Origin of the sequence: Nonomuraea sp. NPDC050540 (genome assembly GCF_044457485.1) — a bacterium.
Taxonomy (GTDB): Bacteria; Actinomycetota; Actinomycetes; order Streptosporangiales; family Streptosporangiaceae; genus Nonomuraea.
This window is the reverse complement of record NZ_JBITHA010000035.1, coordinates 26745-45043: the sequence shown is the minus strand read 5'-3', so window position 1 is coordinate 45043 and position 18299 is coordinate 26745. Positions and strand designations below refer to the sequence as shown.

The 18299-nt window shown below is 67.7% G+C and carries 23 protein-coding genes and 1 tRNA gene; 14 read left to right on the top strand and 10 right to left on the bottom strand.

The features are described 5' to 3' along the window. Window positions 1-555 (top strand): tetratricopeptide repeat protein (locus ACIBI5_RS53045; protein ID WP_397259274.1); only part of this gene is annotated, 555 nt, incomplete at its 5' end. 160 nt (window positions 556-715) lie between these two features. Here the strand turns inward: ACIBI5_RS53045 and ACIBI5_RS53040 are convergent. Then, complete coding sequence (locus tag ACIBI5_RS53040) at window positions 716-2254, bottom strand: alpha/beta fold hydrolase (RefSeq protein ID WP_397259272.1); 1539 nt, start codon at window positions 2252-2254, stop codon at window positions 716-718. Between the two features lie 74 nt (window positions 2255-2328). After that, window positions 2329-3414, bottom strand: a complete 1086-nt coding sequence (locus ACIBI5_RS53035; RefSeq protein ID WP_397259270.1) for a serine hydrolase domain-containing protein — start codon at window positions 3412-3414, stop codon at window positions 2329-2331. Window positions 3415-3532: 118 nt separating this feature from the next. Here ACIBI5_RS53035 and ACIBI5_RS53030 point away from each other — a divergent pair, with 118 nt between their 5' ends. The 6 genes from ACIBI5_RS53030 (at window position 3533) to ACIBI5_RS53005 (ending at window position 6818) form a co-directional block, all read left to right on the top strand. After that, the gene (locus tag ACIBI5_RS53030) at window positions 3533-4195 is read left to right on the top strand and encodes a response regulator transcription factor (protein ID WP_397259268.1); all 663 of its coding nucleotides are present in this window, start codon (window positions 3533-3535) and stop codon (window positions 4193-4195) included. Then, window positions 4186-4722 (top strand): HAMP domain-containing protein, encoded by a 537-nt coding sequence (locus tag ACIBI5_RS53025; RefSeq protein WP_397259266.1) that lies wholly within the window; start codon window positions 4186-4188, stop codon window positions 4720-4722. Before ACIBI5_RS53030 ends, ACIBI5_RS53025 begins: the two co-directional genes overlap by 10 nt. After that, on the top strand, window positions 4620-5402 hold the full coding sequence (locus ACIBI5_RS53020; protein ID WP_397259264.1) for a sensor histidine kinase: 783 nt from the start codon (window positions 4620-4622) through the stop codon (window positions 5400-5402). Before ACIBI5_RS53025 ends, ACIBI5_RS53020 begins: the two co-directional genes overlap by 103 nt. Before the next feature lie 219 nt (window positions 5403-5621). Next, window positions 5622-5813 (top strand): hypothetical protein, encoded by a 192-nt coding sequence (locus ACIBI5_RS53015; protein WP_397259262.1) that lies wholly within the window; start codon window positions 5622-5624, stop codon window positions 5811-5813. A gap of 30 nt (window positions 5814-5843) precedes the next feature. After that, window positions 5844-6023: a hypothetical protein gene (locus ACIBI5_RS53010; protein ID WP_397259260.1), complete on the top strand. Its 180-nt coding sequence runs from the start codon at window positions 5844-5846 to the stop codon at window positions 6021-6023. Between the two features lie 33 nt (window positions 6024-6056). Continuing rightward, window positions 6057-6818 carry a hypothetical protein gene (locus tag ACIBI5_RS53005; RefSeq protein ID WP_397259259.1) on the top strand — a complete coding sequence of 254 codons (762 nt, stop codon included), beginning with the start codon at window positions 6057-6059 and terminating at the stop codon, window positions 6816-6818. A gap of 895 nt (window positions 6819-7713) precedes the next feature. Here ACIBI5_RS53005 and ACIBI5_RS53000 read toward each other — a convergent pair. Next, window positions 7714-7818: transfer RNA gene (locus ACIBI5_RS53000), tRNA-Lys, on the bottom strand. Between the two features lie 291 nt (window positions 7819-8109). On the opposite strand from ACIBI5_RS53000, the gene ACIBI5_RS52995 reads away from it, so the two are divergent. After that, window positions 8110-8487, top strand: coding sequence for a transposase (locus tag ACIBI5_RS52995; RefSeq protein ID WP_397259257.1), 378 nt, complete (start codon window positions 8110-8112; stop codon window positions 8485-8487). Between the two features lie 12 nt (window positions 8488-8499). Here ACIBI5_RS52995 and ACIBI5_RS52990 read toward each other — a convergent pair whose 3' ends face one another. Continuing rightward, entirely contained in the window at window positions 8500-9228 is a 729-nt protein-coding gene (locus ACIBI5_RS52990) for a hypothetical protein (RefSeq protein ID WP_397259255.1), read from the bottom strand. On the opposite strand from ACIBI5_RS52990, the gene ACIBI5_RS52985 reads away from it, so the two are divergent. Next, the gene (locus ACIBI5_RS52985; protein WP_397259253.1) at window positions 9227-9613 is read left to right on the top strand and encodes an integrase core domain-containing protein; all 387 of its coding nucleotides are present in this window, start codon (window positions 9227-9229) and stop codon (window positions 9611-9613) included. The genes ACIBI5_RS52990 and ACIBI5_RS52985 overlap by 2 nt on opposite strands. Before the next feature lie 220 nt (window positions 9614-9833). Here the strand turns inward: ACIBI5_RS52985 and ACIBI5_RS52980 are convergent, their stop codons facing one another. The 3 genes from ACIBI5_RS52980 to ACIBI5_RS52970 all read right to left on the bottom strand — a co-directional run bounded on the left by ACIBI5_RS52980 (window position 9834) and on the right by ACIBI5_RS52970 (window position 11429). Beyond that, entirely contained in the window at window positions 9834-10166 is a 333-nt protein-coding gene (locus ACIBI5_RS52980; protein ID WP_397259251.1) for a hypothetical protein, read from the bottom strand. A 466-nt stretch (window positions 10167-10632) separates the two neighbouring features. Continuing rightward, the gene (locus tag ACIBI5_RS52975) at window positions 10633-10902 is read right to left on the bottom strand and encodes a hypothetical protein (RefSeq protein ID WP_397259249.1); all 270 of its coding nucleotides are present in this window, start codon (window positions 10900-10902) and stop codon (window positions 10633-10635) included. Window positions 10903-11012: 110 nt separating this feature from the next. Next, complete coding sequence (locus ACIBI5_RS52970) at window positions 11013-11429, bottom strand: GbsR/MarR family transcriptional regulator (protein WP_397259247.1); 417 nt, start codon at window positions 11427-11429, stop codon at window positions 11013-11015. A gap of 120 nt (window positions 11430-11549) precedes the next feature. Between ACIBI5_RS52970 and ACIBI5_RS52965 the strand changes: the two genes are divergently transcribed. Beyond that, window positions 11550-12650, top strand: coding sequence for an integrase core domain-containing protein (locus tag ACIBI5_RS52965; protein WP_397259246.1), 1101 nt, complete (start codon window positions 11550-11552; stop codon window positions 12648-12650). A 176-nt stretch (window positions 12651-12826) separates the two neighbouring features. Here ACIBI5_RS52965 and ACIBI5_RS52960 read toward each other — a convergent pair whose 3' ends face one another. Then, window positions 12827-13663, bottom strand: a complete 837-nt coding sequence (locus tag ACIBI5_RS52960; protein WP_397259244.1) for a helix-turn-helix transcriptional regulator — start codon at window positions 13661-13663, stop codon at window positions 12827-12829. A gap of 75 nt (window positions 13664-13738) precedes the next feature. Then, window positions 13739-14782: a Kelch repeat-containing protein gene (locus ACIBI5_RS52955; protein WP_397259242.1), complete on the bottom strand. Its 1044-nt coding sequence runs from the start codon at window positions 14780-14782 to the stop codon at window positions 13739-13741. A gap of 130 nt (window positions 14783-14912) precedes the next feature. Between ACIBI5_RS52955 and ACIBI5_RS52950 the strand changes: the two genes are divergently transcribed. The 4 genes from ACIBI5_RS52950 to ACIBI5_RS52935 are packed head-to-tail and all read left to right on the top strand — an operon-like array spanning window position 14913 to window position 17388. After that, complete coding sequence (locus ACIBI5_RS52950) at window positions 14913-15122, top strand: 4-oxalocrotonate tautomerase family protein (RefSeq protein ID WP_397259240.1); 210 nt, start codon at window positions 14913-14915, stop codon at window positions 15120-15122. A gap of 57 nt (window positions 15123-15179) precedes the next feature. Beyond that, window positions 15180-15911: an SDR family oxidoreductase gene (locus ACIBI5_RS52945; protein WP_397259238.1), complete on the top strand. Its 732-nt coding sequence runs from the start codon at window positions 15180-15182 to the stop codon at window positions 15909-15911. A 1-nt stretch (window position 15912) separates the two neighbouring features. Then, window positions 15913-16836, top strand: a complete 924-nt coding sequence (locus ACIBI5_RS52940; protein WP_397259236.1) for an SDR family NAD(P)-dependent oxidoreductase — start codon at window positions 15913-15915, stop codon at window positions 16834-16836. A 57-nt stretch (window positions 16837-16893) separates the two neighbouring features. Further along, on the top strand, window positions 16894-17388 hold the full coding sequence (locus tag ACIBI5_RS52935) for an RICIN domain-containing protein (RefSeq protein ID WP_397259234.1): 495 nt from the start codon (window positions 16894-16896) through the stop codon (window positions 17386-17388). Between the two features lie 319 nt (window positions 17389-17707). Here ACIBI5_RS52935 and ACIBI5_RS52930 read toward each other — a convergent pair whose 3' ends face one another. Next, the gene (locus ACIBI5_RS52930) at window positions 17708-18265 is read right to left on the bottom strand and encodes a TetR/AcrR family transcriptional regulator (protein WP_397259232.1); all 558 of its coding nucleotides are present in this window, start codon (window positions 18263-18265) and stop codon (window positions 17708-17710) included. Window positions 18266-18299: the final 34 nt, after the last annotated feature.

Sequence of the window (18299 nt, the reverse complement as noted above, 5' to 3'; positions counted from 1 at the left end):
CTCGCCCACTACACAGGACAGGCCGGGGACGCGGCCGGGGCGCGCGACCGCTTCGCCGAGGTGTTGCGGGTGCGGGAGCGGGTGCTCGGCGCGGAGCACCCCCACACGCTGACCACCAGGCACAACCTCGCCCACTGGACGGGGCAGGCCGGAGATGCGGCCGGGGCGCGCGACCAGCTCGCTGCAGTGCTGCCGGTGCGCGAGCGGGTGCTCGGCGCGGAGCACCCCGACACGCTGACCACCAGGCACAACCTCGCCCACTGGACGGGACTGGCCGGGGATATGGCCGGGGCGCGCGACCAGCTCGCCAAGGTGCTGCCGGTGCAGGAGCGGGTGCTCGGCGCGGAGCACCCCGACACGCTGACCACCAGGCACAACCTCGCCTACTGCACGGGGGAGACCGGAGACCCGGGTGCAGCCCGCGACCAGTTGGCTGCGTTGCTGTCAGTGGAGGAGCGGGTGCGTGGGGTCGACCATCCCGACACGGTGATCACGCGGGAGGCTCTCGCTCGCTACTCGAGTCTCCTTGCAAGGGTGGAGGAGCAACCAGAGTGAACGAAGTCTCAGTGGATATCTGACATTGCCCACTGAGAACCAGCGCCATTTCGGTGGATAACGGTGCATGAAGGCGGCAGGACCCGAGGCTGGGTCCAGTGGATATCAGCTCCGGGCTACTCGACCCGCTGGCCCGCAGGTCTCTCCCGCTTCTCGGTGGTCAGTTCGGGGCTCCGCTGCCCTTGCAACCTGTGTCGATCCGGCCCGTCTCGAAGTACTCCACCACGTCGGCGGCGCACTCGGGCACCCGAGTAGCCGAGACGTGCACGTCGTCGGCGATCGTGTAGACGCTGCCACCGATGGCGCGCCGCGTCTGCAACGTCCAGTCATAGACAGACATGAACTCGTACAGGTGCCCCGCCAGCACCAATGACCCGCTCCCCCGCTTCAACGTGGGCCGCTGTACGGGTAGCGGCCACCCCTGGCACAGGGCACCTCCGAATCCCCCGGACCGGCCGGTTGCCGGATGGCGCTTCACGAGCTGCTGGTAGGCACGCCAAGCTGTGCCGAAGTCGGGCCGGCTGCTGTCCTCGTTGCACTTGACCGCCCAGTTCATGGTCATGTTCAGCATTTCGGGCGCGCCAGGCAGGGGGGTGCCCGTCATCCGAGCGCCGCTGAGCATCTCCTTGACGGTGGGCGGGGCGGTGGTGCCCGTCGCCGTCCGCAGTTCGGCCAGTGCCTTGCCCGCGCGTACCCACTCGGTCGAGATGCGCTTGGCCAGGTCGGCGACGGCCGAGCCGTCGATGGGCCGCGGCAGGTCGGGGTAGGTTTTGGGGCTCTTGTCGTAGTCGCGGACCAGCTTGGCCACCTGCTCGCGCACCTGCCGGGCGGTGGCGCCGAGACCGTAGGTGTCGTCGCGGTGGCTCAGCCAGGTGGCCATGCGCCCGAAGTTTCGCTCGGCCGCCTGCGCGGCGCCCTTGGTGTGCTTCATGAGATTGGTCCACGGCGGCGCGACGCTGTCCAGGAACGCCCGTCCGGTGCGTACGGGGAACAGGCTGCGGTACACCATGCCCAAAGAGCTGCCCCAGGACAGGCCGAGCAGGTTGAGCTCGCGCTCACCTAGGGCGGTCCGCACCAGGTCCAGGTCCTTGGCCGCGTTGTCGGTGGTGAGCTGTCCGATGAAGGCGCGGTCGAAGCGTCCGCACTTCTGGTTGGCGGCGACCTGGGCGTCGTACATCTTCCTGGCCGCCTTCTTGGTCAGCGCGCCCGGCTCCCGCGGACCTCCTGGCGAGAGGGGGCAGTCGACCTTGGTGCTGTAGCCCACTCCGCGTGGGTCGAAGCCGATGATGTCGTATCGCTCGTTGAGCGCTGCCGCCTCCTTGTTGAGCACGGTCCGCACCGGGTCCAGGTAGCCGCTTTGGCCGGGCCCTCCCGGCAGGATGGCGAGGGCGCCGAGCCGGTGGGTCTTGTCGGTGGCGGCCAGCCGGGTCACCGCGATGTCGATCTTCCGCCCGCCGGGGTCGCGGTGGTTCAGCGGGACGCCGACCGTCCCGCACTCCAGGCGCTTCATCAGCGTGCGGAAGGCCGGAACCTGCTCCTGCGTCACGCGCAGGCTCCGGATCACCTCATCGGAGTAGTCCGGGCAGGATTTCCACTGAACGGACAACGCACCCGCCTGTACGGCGGCCGTCGCGGGTGCGGGGAGGCTCATCGCCAGTACCGCGCCTGCCAGCCCGGCCAGGCTCATACTCATTGTCATGATTTTCTCTTTCAGGCGATTTCACTACCGGCTGGCCGGTACCGATCAACGGCCGCCGTGGTAGATGGCTTCGGCTATTGGCCGGGGCAGAGGACGGCCTTCGCGGCCTGGGTGACGGCGTCACCGACGGCCATGGCCTGCTCGTTGTCGATCTTCAGCGTGGTGGCCACCGCGAACTGAAGCCGGCCGTCGGTCGAGGAGAAGGTGGTGGAGTTGATTCCGGGCATGCTGCCCGAGGCCGCGGAGACCGTTCCGCCGCACAGTTCGGGGAAGGGCCGTGGCATCTGTCGTTGCAGGTCCGCCGGCAGCAGCTTGCCCTGGTTGAGTGCGCGGTAGTAGGCGCTGACGTCGTGCGCGGTGGAGATCACTCCTTGGCCCCCGATGGTGGCGTTGAGCCGGTCGACGTCGCGTGGCCTGCCCTTGGCGTCGGGGTAGTAGCCGTGTCCGTGCTGGCCCTTGATCTGGTCGGAGACCTTGGTGGCCAGATAGGTGTGCTTCATGCCGAGCGGGGTGAACAGGCGCCGCTTGAACTCGCCGGCCCGGTCGTGGCCGGTCACCTTCTCGATGATCATGCCGAGGAGGACGTAGTTGGTGGTGGAGTAGAGGTACTGTCCCGGCTCGCCCTTGCGGGGGACGGTCCGTGCGGCCTTCACCAGGTCGATCAGCTGGTAAGCGGTGGTGAAGTCGAAGACGTCGAACTTCCCGCTCTCCATGAAGTCAGGAATGCCCGAGGTGTGGCGGATCAGCTGCTGCACAGTGATCTCATCGGCCCGATCCACATAGTCGTGTTCGGCCATCTCGGGCAGGACGGCGCTGAGCTTGTCGTCCAGCTTGAGCTTGCCTTCCCCGACCAACTGCAGGATGACCGTGGCCTCCATGAGCTTGGTCTGGGACGCGATGCGGTAACGGGAGCCCGGGGGAATACGACCGCCCTTGCCATCGAGCAGGCGCGAACCCGCCGTACCCTGGGCCACCCGTTTGCCGTCGACGTACACCTCGCCGATGGCACCCACCACCCCGTCGGTCTTGGCCAGGTTCTTGATCGCCTGCTGGACGTCTCCCAGCCTGGCCTGGTCGGCTGCGGTTGCGGGTGCGTGGAGACCCAACGCCAGCATGGCGGAGGCCAGCCAGGTCATGCCGACCGTTCGTGCACGGCTCATCTCTTGTGATCCTCTCTACGGGAACTCCGAGGGTGATCACATCTACCGGCCGGCGCATATCGACAGGCGATCGCCGGACCATATGCGGTCCATATGCGCGTGTTGCGATACTCCCCGGATGCGTGTGCTCCTGGTTGAAGACGAACAGCTCCTCGCCGGGTATATCGAAGCCGGGCTGCGCAAGCACGGTTTCACCGTCGACGTCGCCATGGACGGCCGCAGCGCGCTGGACAAGTGCGAGGTCACCCCCTACGAGGTGGTGGTCCTGGACCGGGACCTGCCCGTCGTGCACGGCGATACGGTGTGCCGCCGGCTCGCCCAGCGCGGCGAGTCGCGGGTGCTGATGCTGACCGCTTCCGACGCCGTCGAGGACCGGGTCGGCGGGCTGATGCTGGGGGCCGACGACTACCTGGGCAAGCCGTTCGCCTTCGCTGAGCTGATCGCCCGCGTGCACGCCCTGGTCCGGCGCAGCGCACCGGCCCGCCCGCCGGTGCTACGCGCCGCCGACGTGGAGCTGGACCCGGCCCGGCGCAGCGCCGAGCGGGACGGCCGGCTGCTGCGCCTGACCCCCAAGGAGTTCGGCGTGCTCCATCAACTGCTCGCCGCCGGCGATACCGTCGTCAGTGCGGAAACGCTGCTGGAGAAGGTGTGGGACGAGCACGCCGACCCGTTCACCAACGCGGTCCGGATCACCATCGGCACGCTGCGTCGCAAACTCGGCGACCCGCCGCTGATCGAGACCGTCACCGGCGCCGGCTACCGGATCGGCCCGTGCGACTGACCGCCCGGGCCCGGCTCGCGCTGCTGCAGACCACCCTCGTGCTGGCCGCCGGGGCCGCGCTGACCGGGCTGACCTACCTGCTGATGAAGCGGCGCCCCGCGCTCGTCACTCATTTGGACCCGGCCGGCTCCGGCCCGCAGGGCACGATGCAACTGATACCGCCGCAGAGGCAGGATCTGCACGATCTTGCCGATCGGGTGCAGGCCGACACCCTGGCCGCGCTGCTGCCCCAGGCCGGTCTGGCGTTCGTCGTGGTGACCGTCCTGGCCGCCCTACTGGCCTGGCTGGTAGCCGGCCGGGTGCTGCGGCCGATCCGCTTGATCTCCTCGGCCGCCCGGCGGCTGTCGGCCGAGAACCTCACCGAGCGGGTCCCGGTCACCACCCCACCGACGAGTTGTCGGCGCTGGCGGGAACGGTCAACGACATGCTGGACCGCATCCATCGCGGCGTCGCCGAGCGCGACCGGATCCTGGACAGCCAGCGGCTGTTCACCGCCAATGCCGCCCACGAGCTGCGCACCCCGCTGACCACCGCCCGCACCGCGATCGACGTCACCCTGGACGGACACCCCAGCCGGGGCGAGCTGCTCGCGATGGCCGGCGACGTCCGCGACACCGTCGAGCACCTGCAAAGCGTCCTGAACGGCCTGTTGCTGCTGGCCCGCAGCCAGGCTGGGCCCGGCGCGCGTGAGGCGGCCGACCTCGCCGCCAACACGGCCACCGCCCTCGACGCCGTCGAGGGGCGGGCGGCGACCGCTGACATAGCCATACGCTCCAGACTGCGGCCCGCGCCGGTCATCGGCGAGCCCGTCCTGCTGAAACGGATGATCGGCAACCTGGTCGACAACGCGCTGCGTTACAACTACGCCGGCGGGCACCTCATCGTCGATACGTACACAGCGGGCGGACGCGCTGTCCTGCGGATCAGCAACACCGGCCGCGAGATCGTGCCCGAGGCGGTGCAGACGCTGCTGGAACCGTTTGTACGCGGGCAGGGCAGCCGCGTACGCACCGACGGCCTGGGACTTGGACTTGGACTTTCGATCGTCCGCGCGGTCACCCTCGCCCACCAGGGACGCATCACGGTCACCGCCCGCAGTGGTGGCGGCCTCGACATCACTGTCGACCTCCCCAGTGTCCCGGTGACGACAGTGGGCCCTGCCGACATCATCGAGCCGGTGAGACCGCCCAGGTCGGCGCACGCTTGAGCAGCGACTCAGGCGGAACCCTACGCACCGTCGGCGCATCGTGTTCGATGAAGGCGACGAGCATGGCCGGATGCGGCCAACGAAGCCACCCCTTTCCCCTTGAGGCGGCCCCTCACTGTCCGGTCTCTACGAAGTCGGCCGGACGCGAGGCCCTGACCTGCATGGGCATGATTGATTGAGACACGTCACCCACGTAGCCCTCGCTCTACCCTGGCCGACGTGCCGTTCAGGCCCATGCTGGGCGACGACGCAGCCGGCGGGGATGGTGCTGGATCTGAGGACTTCGGCGATGACTACAGCCGGGATACGGCGCACTCCTGCCATCGGCTGCTGGTCACCTCCCGCCACACGCTGCCGCTGGCGGGCCGCCAGTTCGACCTCGACGTCCTCACCGAGGGTGAGGCGGTCTAGCTGCTGCGCACTGCGCTCACGGTACATCGGGTGGCCGACCGGCGGGTGGAGGCTGAACCGGACATCGCCGCCGAGGTGGTGCGGTTGGGTGGGTGGTTGCCGCTGGCGGTGCAGATCATCGCCGCGTTGCTGGCCGCCGAGCCCGACCGGCCGTTGTCGGCGATGGCCGCTGAGCTCGCCGACGCGGGTGAGCGGCTGAACGTGATGTAGGTCGAGGGCCAGGATGCGGAAGGGGCGCTGGCGGTGCGGGCCGCTTTCGACCTGTCCTTCCAGCGGCTGGCCGCCCGGTCTCCGGAGCGGGCGCGGTTGTTCGTGCTGTTGCCCTCGGCGCCCGGGGTGGAAGTCTCCATGACGGCGGCCGCTGTGCTGGACGGCCGACCGGAGGCGGTGGTGCGGCGGGAGTTGCGTGAGCTCGCCGCCGCCCGCCTGATCGTCGGTGCGCCCGGTGAGCGCTGGGGGATGCACGACCTGCTGCGCTTGTACGCCGGCGAGCAGGCCGGCCGGACCCTCGAGTCGGACGAGGTGCGGCAGGCGGTTGACCGGCTGCTGGAGCACTACCTGCACCAGGCGCGGGCCGCCGACACCGCGCTGACCGCCCTGACCGGGCAGGCCACCGGAGCCGAGTTCGCCGACCGGGGCGCGGCGCCGGCCTGGTTCGACGCCGAGCGGCTCAGCCTCGTGGCCGCGGTCAGCGTCGGCCAGCAGATCGGCTGCTACGGGCTGGCGGCTGGCCTGGCTGCCTACCTCGGCGACTATCTGGATTGGCGGCGGCATCTGGAGGATCAGCTGGTTGTCGGCTTCATCGCTTTGGCCTGCGTGCGGGAGGTCGGTGACCGGCGCGGCGTAGGCATGGCGTGGAACAACCTCGGCCTCGCGCTGCAGGAGGTGCGGCGCTTTGAGGAGGCGATCACGGCCGCCACCATTTTCGAGGCCTTTGGTGATGACTACAGCCGGGATGTCGCCCTGGCCAACCTGGCTGAGGATGTACGCCTGCGTGATGGGTGAGCGGGGGCCGCCGGATGCTTCAGGTGGTAGATCCTTGCCGTGTTGCGCGGAGTTCTTGGAGGCCGGGAATGTGGTTGTCGAGGGTTCCGACGGAGATGCCGAGGAGTTCGGCGATGGAGGTTACGGGAGCGTTCGGAGTCGGGGAGGAGGTCTCGGGCGGCTTTGAGGAGTCCGGCGTTGACGAGGGTGGGGCGGCAGCCGGTACGGCCCGGCGCCCTGGCGGCGGCCGATCCTCGTGCGTACCCGCCACGATGACCGTGGGGCTGATCACCCATCGCTGGCATACCTCGGCATCGATGCCGATTCGGGCGACGCAGTGGTTCAGGCGTCCGCGGGATCTGATCCGCCGCACTGGCGGCCCCCAGACGTGTTCATCTACACCCGACGGCACATTTGATGAACGAAGGTGCGGTCATGATGGCGCCTATCGGCCTGGTCGGGCTTGATCTGCACCTGGTCCTCTCCTGGAGCGGTATAGGCCGTGGCGGCTGGTTTTCCTCGACTTGAAGAGGGCTTGATGAAATCGGTGGGCAGAGCGGGCCCGGGAGGAGATCGGGGAGCAACGGTGGGGCGGGATCTCAGGCCGGGTTTGTGGTACTCGCCAGTCTTCGAGGACATCACCGTGGAGCGGCCGCATGCAGATGGCGGGCATGATCAAAACTTGACGCAGCTCCAGGCATAACCCAGATCGAGGCGCCGACCAGATCTTCCGATGGGTTCTCTCGTGGCCTTCTTATGGGTCTGGCCCGACAATCAGGGGCGAACCGGGACCCGCAGCGCCCGGCCATGTGCCGGGACCGTACCGAAGAGCAACCAGCGAGCAACCGACGGCCCTTCTCGGCCCTGCCAGAAGGCTACGAGAACCGATAAAGCCCAGGTCAGATTGAGTATGAGGTGGTAGGGCGCCCGGGGCTCGAACCCGGAACCTACGGATTAAAAGTCCGCAGCTCTTATGTCGGGCAATGCCTCAATGTATTCGATAATATCACCGAGCTAGCCTTTGCTGCTTTTGAAATGTCCAAAAATGCCGCCCCGTGTTCGTGCGTTGCGATGCCGAAGAGCAACCACCGAGCAACCGGGGCGGTGATTGCACAGCGTTGACGGTTCGGTTTGTGATGGTTTGAGGCGTCGGTTCTGTCGGTGGACACCCTCTCGGAAAGTGTCTCGCTGATGGAACCTTGAAGTCCGCTGTACCTGTACGTTCCTGCCGACATGAAGCGAGAGCTCGGCGATCTACAGAGATTGAAAGTTCGGGGTGTCATGTCGATCTCGGTTTGGTGACCAGGCCGGTGTGTGCCAGGAGGGCTGGGGCGGGTTCAACGAAGCCGACTTCGCCCGTCTGCTGGATGCCGCCCACCAGCAGCTCGCCGGGCCGATCGTGCTCGTCTGGGACAACGTCAACACCCACGTCGGCGCCCGGATGCGCCGCCTGATCGAGACGCGTCCCTGGTTGACGGTGTTCCGCCTGCCGACCTACGCACCCGAACTCAACCCCGTCGAGAGCGTGTGGTCCCACCTCAAACGCGGCCTGGGCAACCTGGCCCCCTGCACGCTCGCCGACCTCGCCCAGGTCATCCGCAGCAGACTCAAGCAGATGCAGTACCGTCCCGCCCTCTTGGACGCCTTCCTGGCACACACCGGCCTGACCACAGACCTGAGATCGACATGACACCCCGAACTTTCAATCTGTGTAGAGCAGAACTAAGAGGTCGCGCGAGGATGAAAAAGGTTCATTGATGGAACGGTCTTGTGCCAGCAAGAGCAGTTCATCTTCCTCAAGTTCCACGTACTTCAATAGGTTGGCGCGAACTAATGCTGCTGGGTCCCTAGCGAGTGCACGCCGCTGCTCGATAGTGGTGAGGCTGTTTTGTGCGGCACCAGCGCGGACAACATCGCTATCCTCTTTCAAAAGGCTCTCAAGGATGGCCGGATAAGAGGTGTGGCCTGCCAATGCAGCTCGAACAGTCTCCGCGGGGTCAGACAACAGTAGATTTGTTGTTTCAGGATCAAGATTTGCGTCTTCCGCCATCAAGCGTCGCAGGTCGCCATCTGGTGATCTGGCGATCACCTTGCGGACCGGTTCGCTGATGTTCGGGTGCGATGGCAAGTCCAACCGTACGGACCGATGCGGGTCATCGACCAACTCGATGAGAATTTCTGGCGGGCAGTTCGGGTTGGCGACCAGGGCTTGACGCGTCTTGAGGTCTGAATCATGGGCGAGTTGATATAACACCCGATGCTCCTGGAGATCGGCGCGTGCTGCCAAGGCTCGGCGCACGGCAGGAGATGAGTCGTTCACAAGAAACGTGACGACATCCTCGGGTGCGGCGATCGCCTGGGCGGCCAGCAGTCGTTGCTTGACAGTCTTAGCTCGAGCAAGCTTCCAGAAATCGCCGTCTGGGGGGGACATGTTCGACGCACTCCTCGCACACGGGCAGTTCCTGATCCGAGCCAGGGATGGCAAGTTCGGCGGAGGATTTGACGATGTACTCGCCGGGGCGGACGTGCGTGCCCTCAAGATCCCGCCGCGCTCGCCGCGGGCGAATACCTTCGCCGAGCGGTTCGTCGGCACGCTCCGGCGCGAATGCCTCGATCACCTTCTGGTTCACGGTGAGCGGCATTTGCGACGGGTCCTGGCCGAGTACGAGCGCCACTACAACCAGCATCGACCGCATCAGGCCCTGTCGCTACGCCGGCCCCTTCACGATCCTGCCGAGGTGGTCGATCTCACGGCTCGAATAGAGCGACGAAGCGCTGTCTGCGGCCTGATCCACGAGTATCGCAGAGCCGCTTAACACCGCGTTAAACCGCAGGCCAGCGCTATGAGCGAGTTTTGGCACCGGACAAGGAGCCTGGCAAACCTGACCGCTCGCAGGGCCGCGCAGAGGCGGTTCAGGCGAGGTGCCCGGCCTAGCGCGGGAGGCGGAGGCAGAGCGGAGACACCCTAGAAGCCGCCACCGACAGTTATCGGTCCAGTGCGTTCTGCAGCCATTATGCCTTGGCTATTAGTCGCATTTATGTGACCGAATAGGTGAGTCTGTAATGGCAGCCGTTGCCTTCGAAAATCGCTTGCATCACTCCCAGGCCTTTCTGGGATTCTCGGGCTGTGTGCGTTCCGAGACTATCGTCCGGATCAATGGGTTCAGTATCTTCGTCGACCAATTCGATGCTCATGGGGTCCTGATCAAAAGCGAAGCCCCTGTTGATGGGAACCGCCTGATGTGGTCCAATCGAGGATGCGCCCGAGTCCGGCCATGCGCGCCAGCCGTTTATCCTGATGTAAACTTCGTCTTCACCGCTGTCCTCCGTGCGGGAGCACGCGAGTTGGTGCAGATTAAGCTGGGTCATGACCGAGATCCCTTCTTGAGATGCTTGTTTCGGGTCAACTGAACGACGATTCGCCACACTGGCGATATAAGGGACCGCTCGCCCACGCGACCAGTGGTTCGATCTCTCTGGCTTACTGCCCGACATGAATTATGATCATGCTCTGAGAGACATGACTATCAGACGGGCTCGAGTAAGAAGTAATCGCCGCTTGGCCATCACAGCCATGCGCAGGCACTCCTTTGACCAGAAGAAGGATCGACGCCGACGGTTTTATGGCGAATTTACCGCGGGGACGAGTCCGGCGTTGATCGCCGACTCCAGATAGTTGCGGGCCCGCGGGCAGCGCGCCTTCCCGCTCCTCGCCGGTCAGCTCCTCCCACGCGGGGAGGAAGGCGCAGTCGTGGGCGAACTGCTGACGGGCCTTGGCCACGGCCAGCACGCGCGGTCGTCGAGCGGGATCTTCGGCAGCGTCACGTCGGGCTCCTCAGGAGGTCGGCGATGGGTGGGCGGAGCCGCCCCTGGCGGCGAGGGCCAGGTCGAGGATGAAGGAGCGTTCGGTGTGTTCGCCCGCCGCGATGCCCTCCAGGACCTTGACGCCGATGCCTTGCTGGAACAGGTCGTTGAGGACGATGAGTCCTTCCAGCAGGTTGCGGCCGAGCCGGTCGACCTCCTGGACGGTTTTACGTCGCAGACGTGCTGCGGACCTCGTTGTTCGCCTTGGTCCGGGCCAGTGGATCGGTGCGGAGAACCTCACCTGCCACACGGCAGCGGACAGAGTTCAGTCCCGGGTTTCTTGACGCCTGCCTGCTGACTTCTGATGATCAAGATGTCGTCATTACGGCCACGTAGCGCCGGAGCGGCCCCTCATGAGCGGGAGGACGATGGCCCCGGGGGCGGTTCGGTGAGCACGTGTCGCCAGTGGCGGGCCCGTTCGATGATGTCGTTGGTGAGCTGCTGGTGGAATCGGCTCAGCGCGTGGAGCCGGGCGCCGGCGGGTGTGGTGCGGCCCAGGAGGTCGGATCCCCGGCGGGCGGTGTCGGCGATTCGCTGATTTCGGTCGGCGCTGGCGAGGATTGCCTGGAACCACGCGTCGGGATCGACGACGTATCGATCGCGTCGCCGGGTGGTCTGCTCGCGGCGGATCACGCCTTCCCCGTCGAGGTACCCGACGGATTTGGATACCGACGCCGGGCTCACCCGCAGGTGCCGGACCAGCTCTGCGGCGCTCATGCCGGTGGCGTCGGTGCTGAGCAGCAGCGCGGCGAGCACTCTCGCGGACATCCTGGGCAGTGCGCCTGCCGAAAATCCCGTCCGGCCAGGTCATGGCCTTGCGAAGCCCGGGGTGTGTAGGCGCTCCTCACTCGCCCGTGGAGGAGCACCGGTGCGGCATGATGATCGTTCGTGCTTCTTCGTCTGGCCTATCTGGCCGTCACGAACGCCTTCGCCGCCTTGCGGTTACTGCCGATGAGCGATCGTGACAAGGATGTCGAGATTCTCGCTCTGCGTCACCAGGTCATGGTCCTGCAACGACAGCTCGGCACCGATGTACGGGTGAGATTCACCCCCGAAGACCGCCTCTTCCTGGCGGCACTTCTGACCTCACTTCCCCGCGCAGTCTTGTGTCGGCTCCGGCTTGTCGTCCGCCCGGACACCATCCTGCGCTGGCACCGCGAGATCGTGAAACAGCGGCACGCCCGGACCTGCCGGCCGAAGCGCCGTGGGCGCCCGCCCACGGTCCGCTCCATCTGCGCCCTCGTCCTGCGCCTGGTCCGGGAGAATCCATCCTGGGGATATCGGCGGGTGCACGGCGAGCTCACCACACTCGGCCTCAAGGTCGCACCGTCCACGGTCTGGGAGATCCTCCAGCGAGAAGGCATCGACCCGGCACCCGAGCGGGCCTCCACCACCTGGGCCGACTTCCTGCGCACGCAAGCCGACGCGCTCCTGGCCTGCGACTTCATCGAGACCGTCACCCTTACAGGGCAGCGCCAGTACATCCTGGCCGTCATCGAGCACGCCACCAGGCGTATTCGTGTGCTCGGCACCACCGCCCATCCGACCGCGGCCTGGGTCACCCAGGCGATGAGGAACCTCGTCATGGACCTGGAGGACGCAAGCTGCCAGGCACGCTTCCTGATCCGCGACCGAGACGGCAAGTTCCCCGCACTCGTGAACGAGATCCTCGCCGAAGCCAGAATCCAGACCGTACGCACCGGCATCCAGATGCCACGCATGAACTCCATCATGGAACGGTGGGTGCAGACCTGCCGCCGCGAACTCCTGGACCGCTGCCTGCTCTGGAATGAACGTCACCTACGCAACGCCCTGGCCGAGTACGAACGCTTCTACAACGAGCATCGCGCTCATCAAGCCCTTGGCCAGGCGGCACCACTACGCGCCGTCCCCGACCCGATCACCGACCCGGCGCGCGTCATCGCCCTGAACGTCCGCCGACGCGACCGGCTCGGCGGAATCCTCCACGAATACTCACATGCCGCTTGATCTGCACGGACGGAATTTCCGGCAGGCGCAGAGTCGGCGAGGGCCAGGCTGTAGCGGCTGATCCGAGTCCCGCTCTCCCGCCAGCGGAAGGTGCCTTGGAGCTCGTGGCCGCCGAGCCGGGCGCCGAGCTGGACAACCGGAACGGCCGGGTGGGCAGATGAGAATCCCGCCGGCTTTCACCTGAATGACGGCTCGGTGAGGGTCTGGACGCCGATCGCCGACAGCAGGCGCAGCTGCTCGACCGCCGGGCTGCCGGGCGGGGCGGTGTAGAACTGCAGGCGTTGCCGCCCGTCCTCGCTGAAGAGGTTCTGGCAGTGGATGTCGATGATCCCCAGCTCGGGGTGGATGATCCGCTTGCGGTCGCCACGGCGTACGGCGACGTCTCCGGTGTCCCAGAGCGCGGCGAACTCCTCGCTGGTACGGCGCAGCCGTACGACCATCTCCATCGCCTCGGCGTCGTGGCCGCGACGGGCCACGGCGGCGCGCAGGTCGTGGACGAGCACGCGCGTGTGGTGCGGGTGGTCCTGCTCGGGGTAGATCGACCGGCTGGCGGGGTCGGCGAACCACCGCGCGATGTAGCTGCCGCCGGTGGGCGGGCCGATCAGCGCGGTGGCCAGCCGGTTCTGGGCGAGGGTTTCGTGCAGGTCGGTGATGATGCGGGCGGGGGTCGAGTCGAGCCGGTCCAGCAGGGCGAGCATGGCCGGCTGCACGTGCGCCGCCGTTGCGTGCCCGGCGAGAGCCGTACGGCCGGCCAGCACGAACAGGTGGTCGCGTTCGTCGCCATCCAGGCGCAGCGCGCGGGCGACCGCGGCCAGGACCTGGGCCGAGGGCCGCGCGCCACTACCGCGTTCCAGCTCGATGTAGTAGTCGACCGAGGTACCCGCGAGCTGCGCGACCTCCTCGCGGCGCAACCCCGGCACCCGGCGGCGCGACCCGCCGATCAGGCCGACCTCGGCGGGCGTGATCCTCGCACGCCGGGTGTGCAGGAATTTACCGAGTTCAGCGAGATTCACCTGCTTAGCGTGACATGGCGGATGTGACGGGAGCCAGGGGATGTCACCCCCTGGCTCGTGGTGCGCCTCGGGTGGTCAGCGGGTGCCTGGCCGGAAGGCGTCGCTGACGTCCACCGGGGCGCCGCCTCCCGCGGTGCCGCCGCCCGGGATGTAGACCGTCCCGGCCACGGTGACGGCGGCGGTGCCGTGCCGGGGGACCGGCATCGGGTCGAGCCGCTTCCAGCGGTCGCGGACGGTGTCGTAGACCTCGACGTCGGGGAAGACGGTGTTCGGGTCGGAGCCGTCGTGCCGCCCTTCGCCGCCGAAGGTGTAGATCTTCGAGCCGACCGCGGCGGCCGCGATCCCGCCCCGCGCCGTCGGCATCGGCGCCCGCTCCGACCAGCGGCGGGTGCGCAGATCGAGGGCGTACACGCTGTCGCGCACGTTCACCTGCCCCCGGTCCCGGCCGCCCACCACGTAGAACATCTCGCCGATGACGGCGCCGCCGACATGGTCGCGCGCCTGCGGCAGATCCGGAAGCTTCTCCCAGCGTCCGGTCACGACGTCGTAGGAGGAGACGGTGGCCACGGTGTCCTGAAGGCCGCCGGGACCGGGCTGCAGCGTCAGCATGCCGCCAGCGAGGTAGATCTTCGTTCCGCGGACGCCGATCGCGGCGCTGCCTCGCGCCAGGCTCGCGGGAACGGACGGCAGCCGGGTCCAGCGGTTCGTACGCGGCTCGTAGACGAAGCTGTCGGGCAGCGCCTGCCAGGAGGCGCCACCGGACAGCCCGCCCAGGACGTAGATCTTGCCACCGGCGGCCACCGCGTTGGGGTGGTTCATGGCCATCGGCAGCGGCGCCACCTCCGCCCAGGTGCCGCGCCGGGTGTCGTAGGCCTCGACCCGGTCCGTGGTGGGGAAGCCGGGGCCATCCAGTACGCCGCCGAGCACGTACACCTTGCCGCCGATCGCGGCGACGCTGTGCTCCTGCCGGGGACCGCCCGCGATCGGCGCCAACCGGCGCCATCCCTGCCCATAGGACGGATCGGCGGCCACGGCCCGCGTCGGAACTTCCTGATGACCTGGGTGCGCCTGGCCGGTGGCGAACACGGCGGCGGCCAGCAGGCCTGTCCATAGTTTCATCACCTTCCCCACGTTGACGCACCCCGGCCGACGGCATCCAGGTGCCGCCGACCCCCGGGAATTGGGCACCTGGATACCCCCTCCCGGCACGACGACAGTGGGCGTCACCGAACCGACAAGGGAGAAACACATGCCGTTCGCCAACCTGAAGGTCCCCGCCGGCACGCTCACCGCCGGGCAGAAGGAAGACCTGATCGTCAAGGTCACCGACCTGTACTGCGACACCTTCGGCGACGCCGTACGCGACAACACGATGGTGCTCATCGACGAGGTCGTGGACGGCGGCTGGGGCATTCGCGGCGACGTCCTGACACTCGCCAAAATCCAGCAGCACGCCTGACCCACTCCCCGGCCCCGCCCGGGGCCGGGCCTTCCATGACAAGGAGGAGATTCCCCCGTGAACAGCAGAGCCGCGATCGTCACCGGCGCCTCGCGCGGCATCGGCCGCGCCATCGCCCGGAAACTGGCCGCCGACGGCCTCGCGGTCGTCGTCGGATACGCCGGCAACACCGACGAGGCCGAAACGACGGTCAAGGCCATCAACAGCGTAGGCGGCAGCGCCGTTACCGCCCGCGCCGACGTCGCCGACGAGGCCGCGGTGGCGGCCATGTTCGACCTGGCCGAGCAGAACTACGGCGGCGTGGACGTCGTGGTGCACAGCGCGGGCATCGTGGAACTGGCCCCGGTGGCCGAGCTGGATCTGGCCGCGCTCGACCGGGTGCTCAGGACCAACCTGCGCGGCACCTTCGTGGTGAACCAGCAGGCAGTACGCCGCCTGCGCGACGGCGGCGCCATCGTGAACCTGTCCACCTCGGTCATCGGCCTGGCCTTCCCCGGCTACGGCGCCTACGCGGCCAGCAAGGGCGGCGTGGAGGCGCTCAGCCTGATCCTCGCCCGCGAGCTGCGCGGCCGCGACATCACCGTCAACGCCGTGGCACCCGGCCCCACCGCCACCGACATGTTCCTACGGGGCAAGGACGAACAGACCATCGCCCGCCTGGCCGCGCAACCGCCGCTGGAGCGACTGGGCACCCCGGACGACATCGCCGAGACCGTCGCCTTCCTGGCCAGTCCGGCAGGGCGTTGGGTCAACGGCCAGGTGCTGCGCGCCAACGGCGGGATCATCTGACATGGTCATCGTGGTGACCGGCGCCTCCAGCGGCATCGGCGCGCTGACCGTCAAGGCCCTGGCTGAGGCCGGCCACACCGTCTACGCCGGAATGCGGCACGTGGAAACCCGCAACGCCGACCCGGCACGGGTGACCGCGCAGTACGCCATTCCGGTTGAGTTGGACGTTACCGACCAGGGCTCGGCCGACCTTGCCATCAGCCGGATCATCGTCGAGCAGGGCAGGCTCGACGCCGTAGTGCACAACGCCGGGCACATGGTCCTCGGCCCAGCCGAGGCCTTCACACCCGAGCAACTCGCCGCTCAGTACGACGTCAACGTGCTCGGCACCCAACGGGTGAACCGGGCGGCCGTGCCGTACCTACGCGCCCGGGGCGAAGGGCTCCTGGTGTGGGTCGGCAGCACCAGCACGCGTGGCGGCTGCCCGCCGTTCGCCGCACCGTACTTCGCGGCCAAGGCCGCCATGGACGCGCTGGCGGTCAGTTGCGCGGGCGAGCTGATCCGCTTCGGCATCGACACCGCGATCGTGCTGCCCGGCGCCTTCACCACCGGAACCAGCCACTTCGCCAACGCCAGCGCGCCGGACGACCAGCCGCGGGCGGATGAGTACCGGGAGCGCTACGGCGAACTGCTGGCCGAACTCGGCCCGCGGCTGTCCGCTCTGATCCCGCCGCAGGCGCATCCGCGCGCGGTGGCGCAGGCGATCGTGCGGCTGGTGGACCTGCCCGCCGGCACCCGGCCCCTGCACACACACGTGGACCCCAGCCACGACGGCAGCGAGGTGGTCTCCGCGGTCGCCGACCGGATCAGGGCCGAACTCGCATCGCATCGGCCTGGCCGACCTGCTCTCCCTGAGGTGAGTGAAGCTCGCGAACGGAATCGCCTCCTTACTGGAGGTCTTGACCTTCCACACATTCAGACATAAAAGCAAAGAGACAGGCAACAAGACGGGCACAAAACCAACTGCCCAGGGAGAGGTCACATGTTACGAAGATTCATCGCATCCCTACTCACCCTCCTCACCGCACTGACCGTGACGGTCGCGACATCCGGGCCCGCATCGGCCGCACCCGGCGGCTGGGGAGCGCTGATGCACTACGAGACCAACAACTGGAATCTGAAGCTGGGCGGAAGCAACGGCATCGGCCCTGCCACCCTCCAGATGTACGGCGGGGGCTTCCAGTTCATCAACAAGGGCAACGGCTTCGAGATCGTCCAGGCCAACGCCGTTTGGAGCTGCCTGGACGGCAACCACACCCAGGCCTACGGCCACGCCTGCAACGGCGGCACCTGGCAGCGCTGGGACGTGACCTTCAAGAAGAAGACGTTCCACCACGCCGTCGGCAAGGACGTGCTGTGGTACCAGCTCAGGAACCGCCAAACCGGCGGATGCCTGGACTCCAACGGGCACAGCGTCTACATCCACGCCTGCAACCCCGGAACTTACCAATGGTGGGGCTTCTACCCCACCGGCTAACCCCGGCGAGCACCGCCTCGCACTACCCGTGCGAGCCATCCCGGCCCAACACGGGCCGCTGATCCAGGTCTGGCCGTCTTCACTCACGTGAGCCGGAGTGGGGGGGTGTCCCCGCCGATATCGAGGACACCCCCCGTCCTACTCCTCAGCCGTGACGATCCGGCTCCGGCCGAGGAAGCCACCTGCCTGACATGATGAGCCACGCGCCCGTCTCGGGCCACGCCGGGCAGGTCCAGGCGCGGCCGTTCCCTTCGACGAGGAAAGGGCTGGGCGGGCGGCAGCGGGCTCCCCGCCGCGAGCGTGACAGCCGCAGATCCGGTCAGGTGCGCAGCCCGGCCAGGAACAGGGTGAGGTAGCGGCGGGCAGTGCGGGCACGCTCCGCCCGGTCGTCGCCATGGGCAGCCGCGGCGAAGGCGATGCCGCACATGAGCGGGATGAGATCGTCCGAGCTCAGGCCGGCGTGGACGCCTCCGGCGGCGCGGGCTCGTTCGAGCAGATGGGTGCCGGCCGTGCGCAGCGCAATCTTGAGCTCGGTGGTGCGAAGCAGCGTATCCACGGGGGCTGCGGCGACCGGCGACAGGGAGGCATCCCTGACCTGCGCGTCGATGGTGTGCAGCAGGAAGTCCGACAGGCCACGCCCAGGATCGTCGTCGGCGAGCGCCTTCTCGCCATGACCGACCAGGGATTCCAGACTGGGGGTCGCGATGGTCTCCAGCAGCGCCTCAGGGGTGGGGAAGTGCCGGTAGACGGTGGCCACTCCCACGCCTGCCAGACGCGCGACCTCGTTGAGCTGTAGCGGGACGCCGTCGTCCACAAGCTCGCGGCCCACCGCCACGATGCGCTGCCAGTTTCGGGCGGCGTCCTTGCGCAGTATCACCCCTCCAGCATAACCGGATAGCTCATCCATTTGA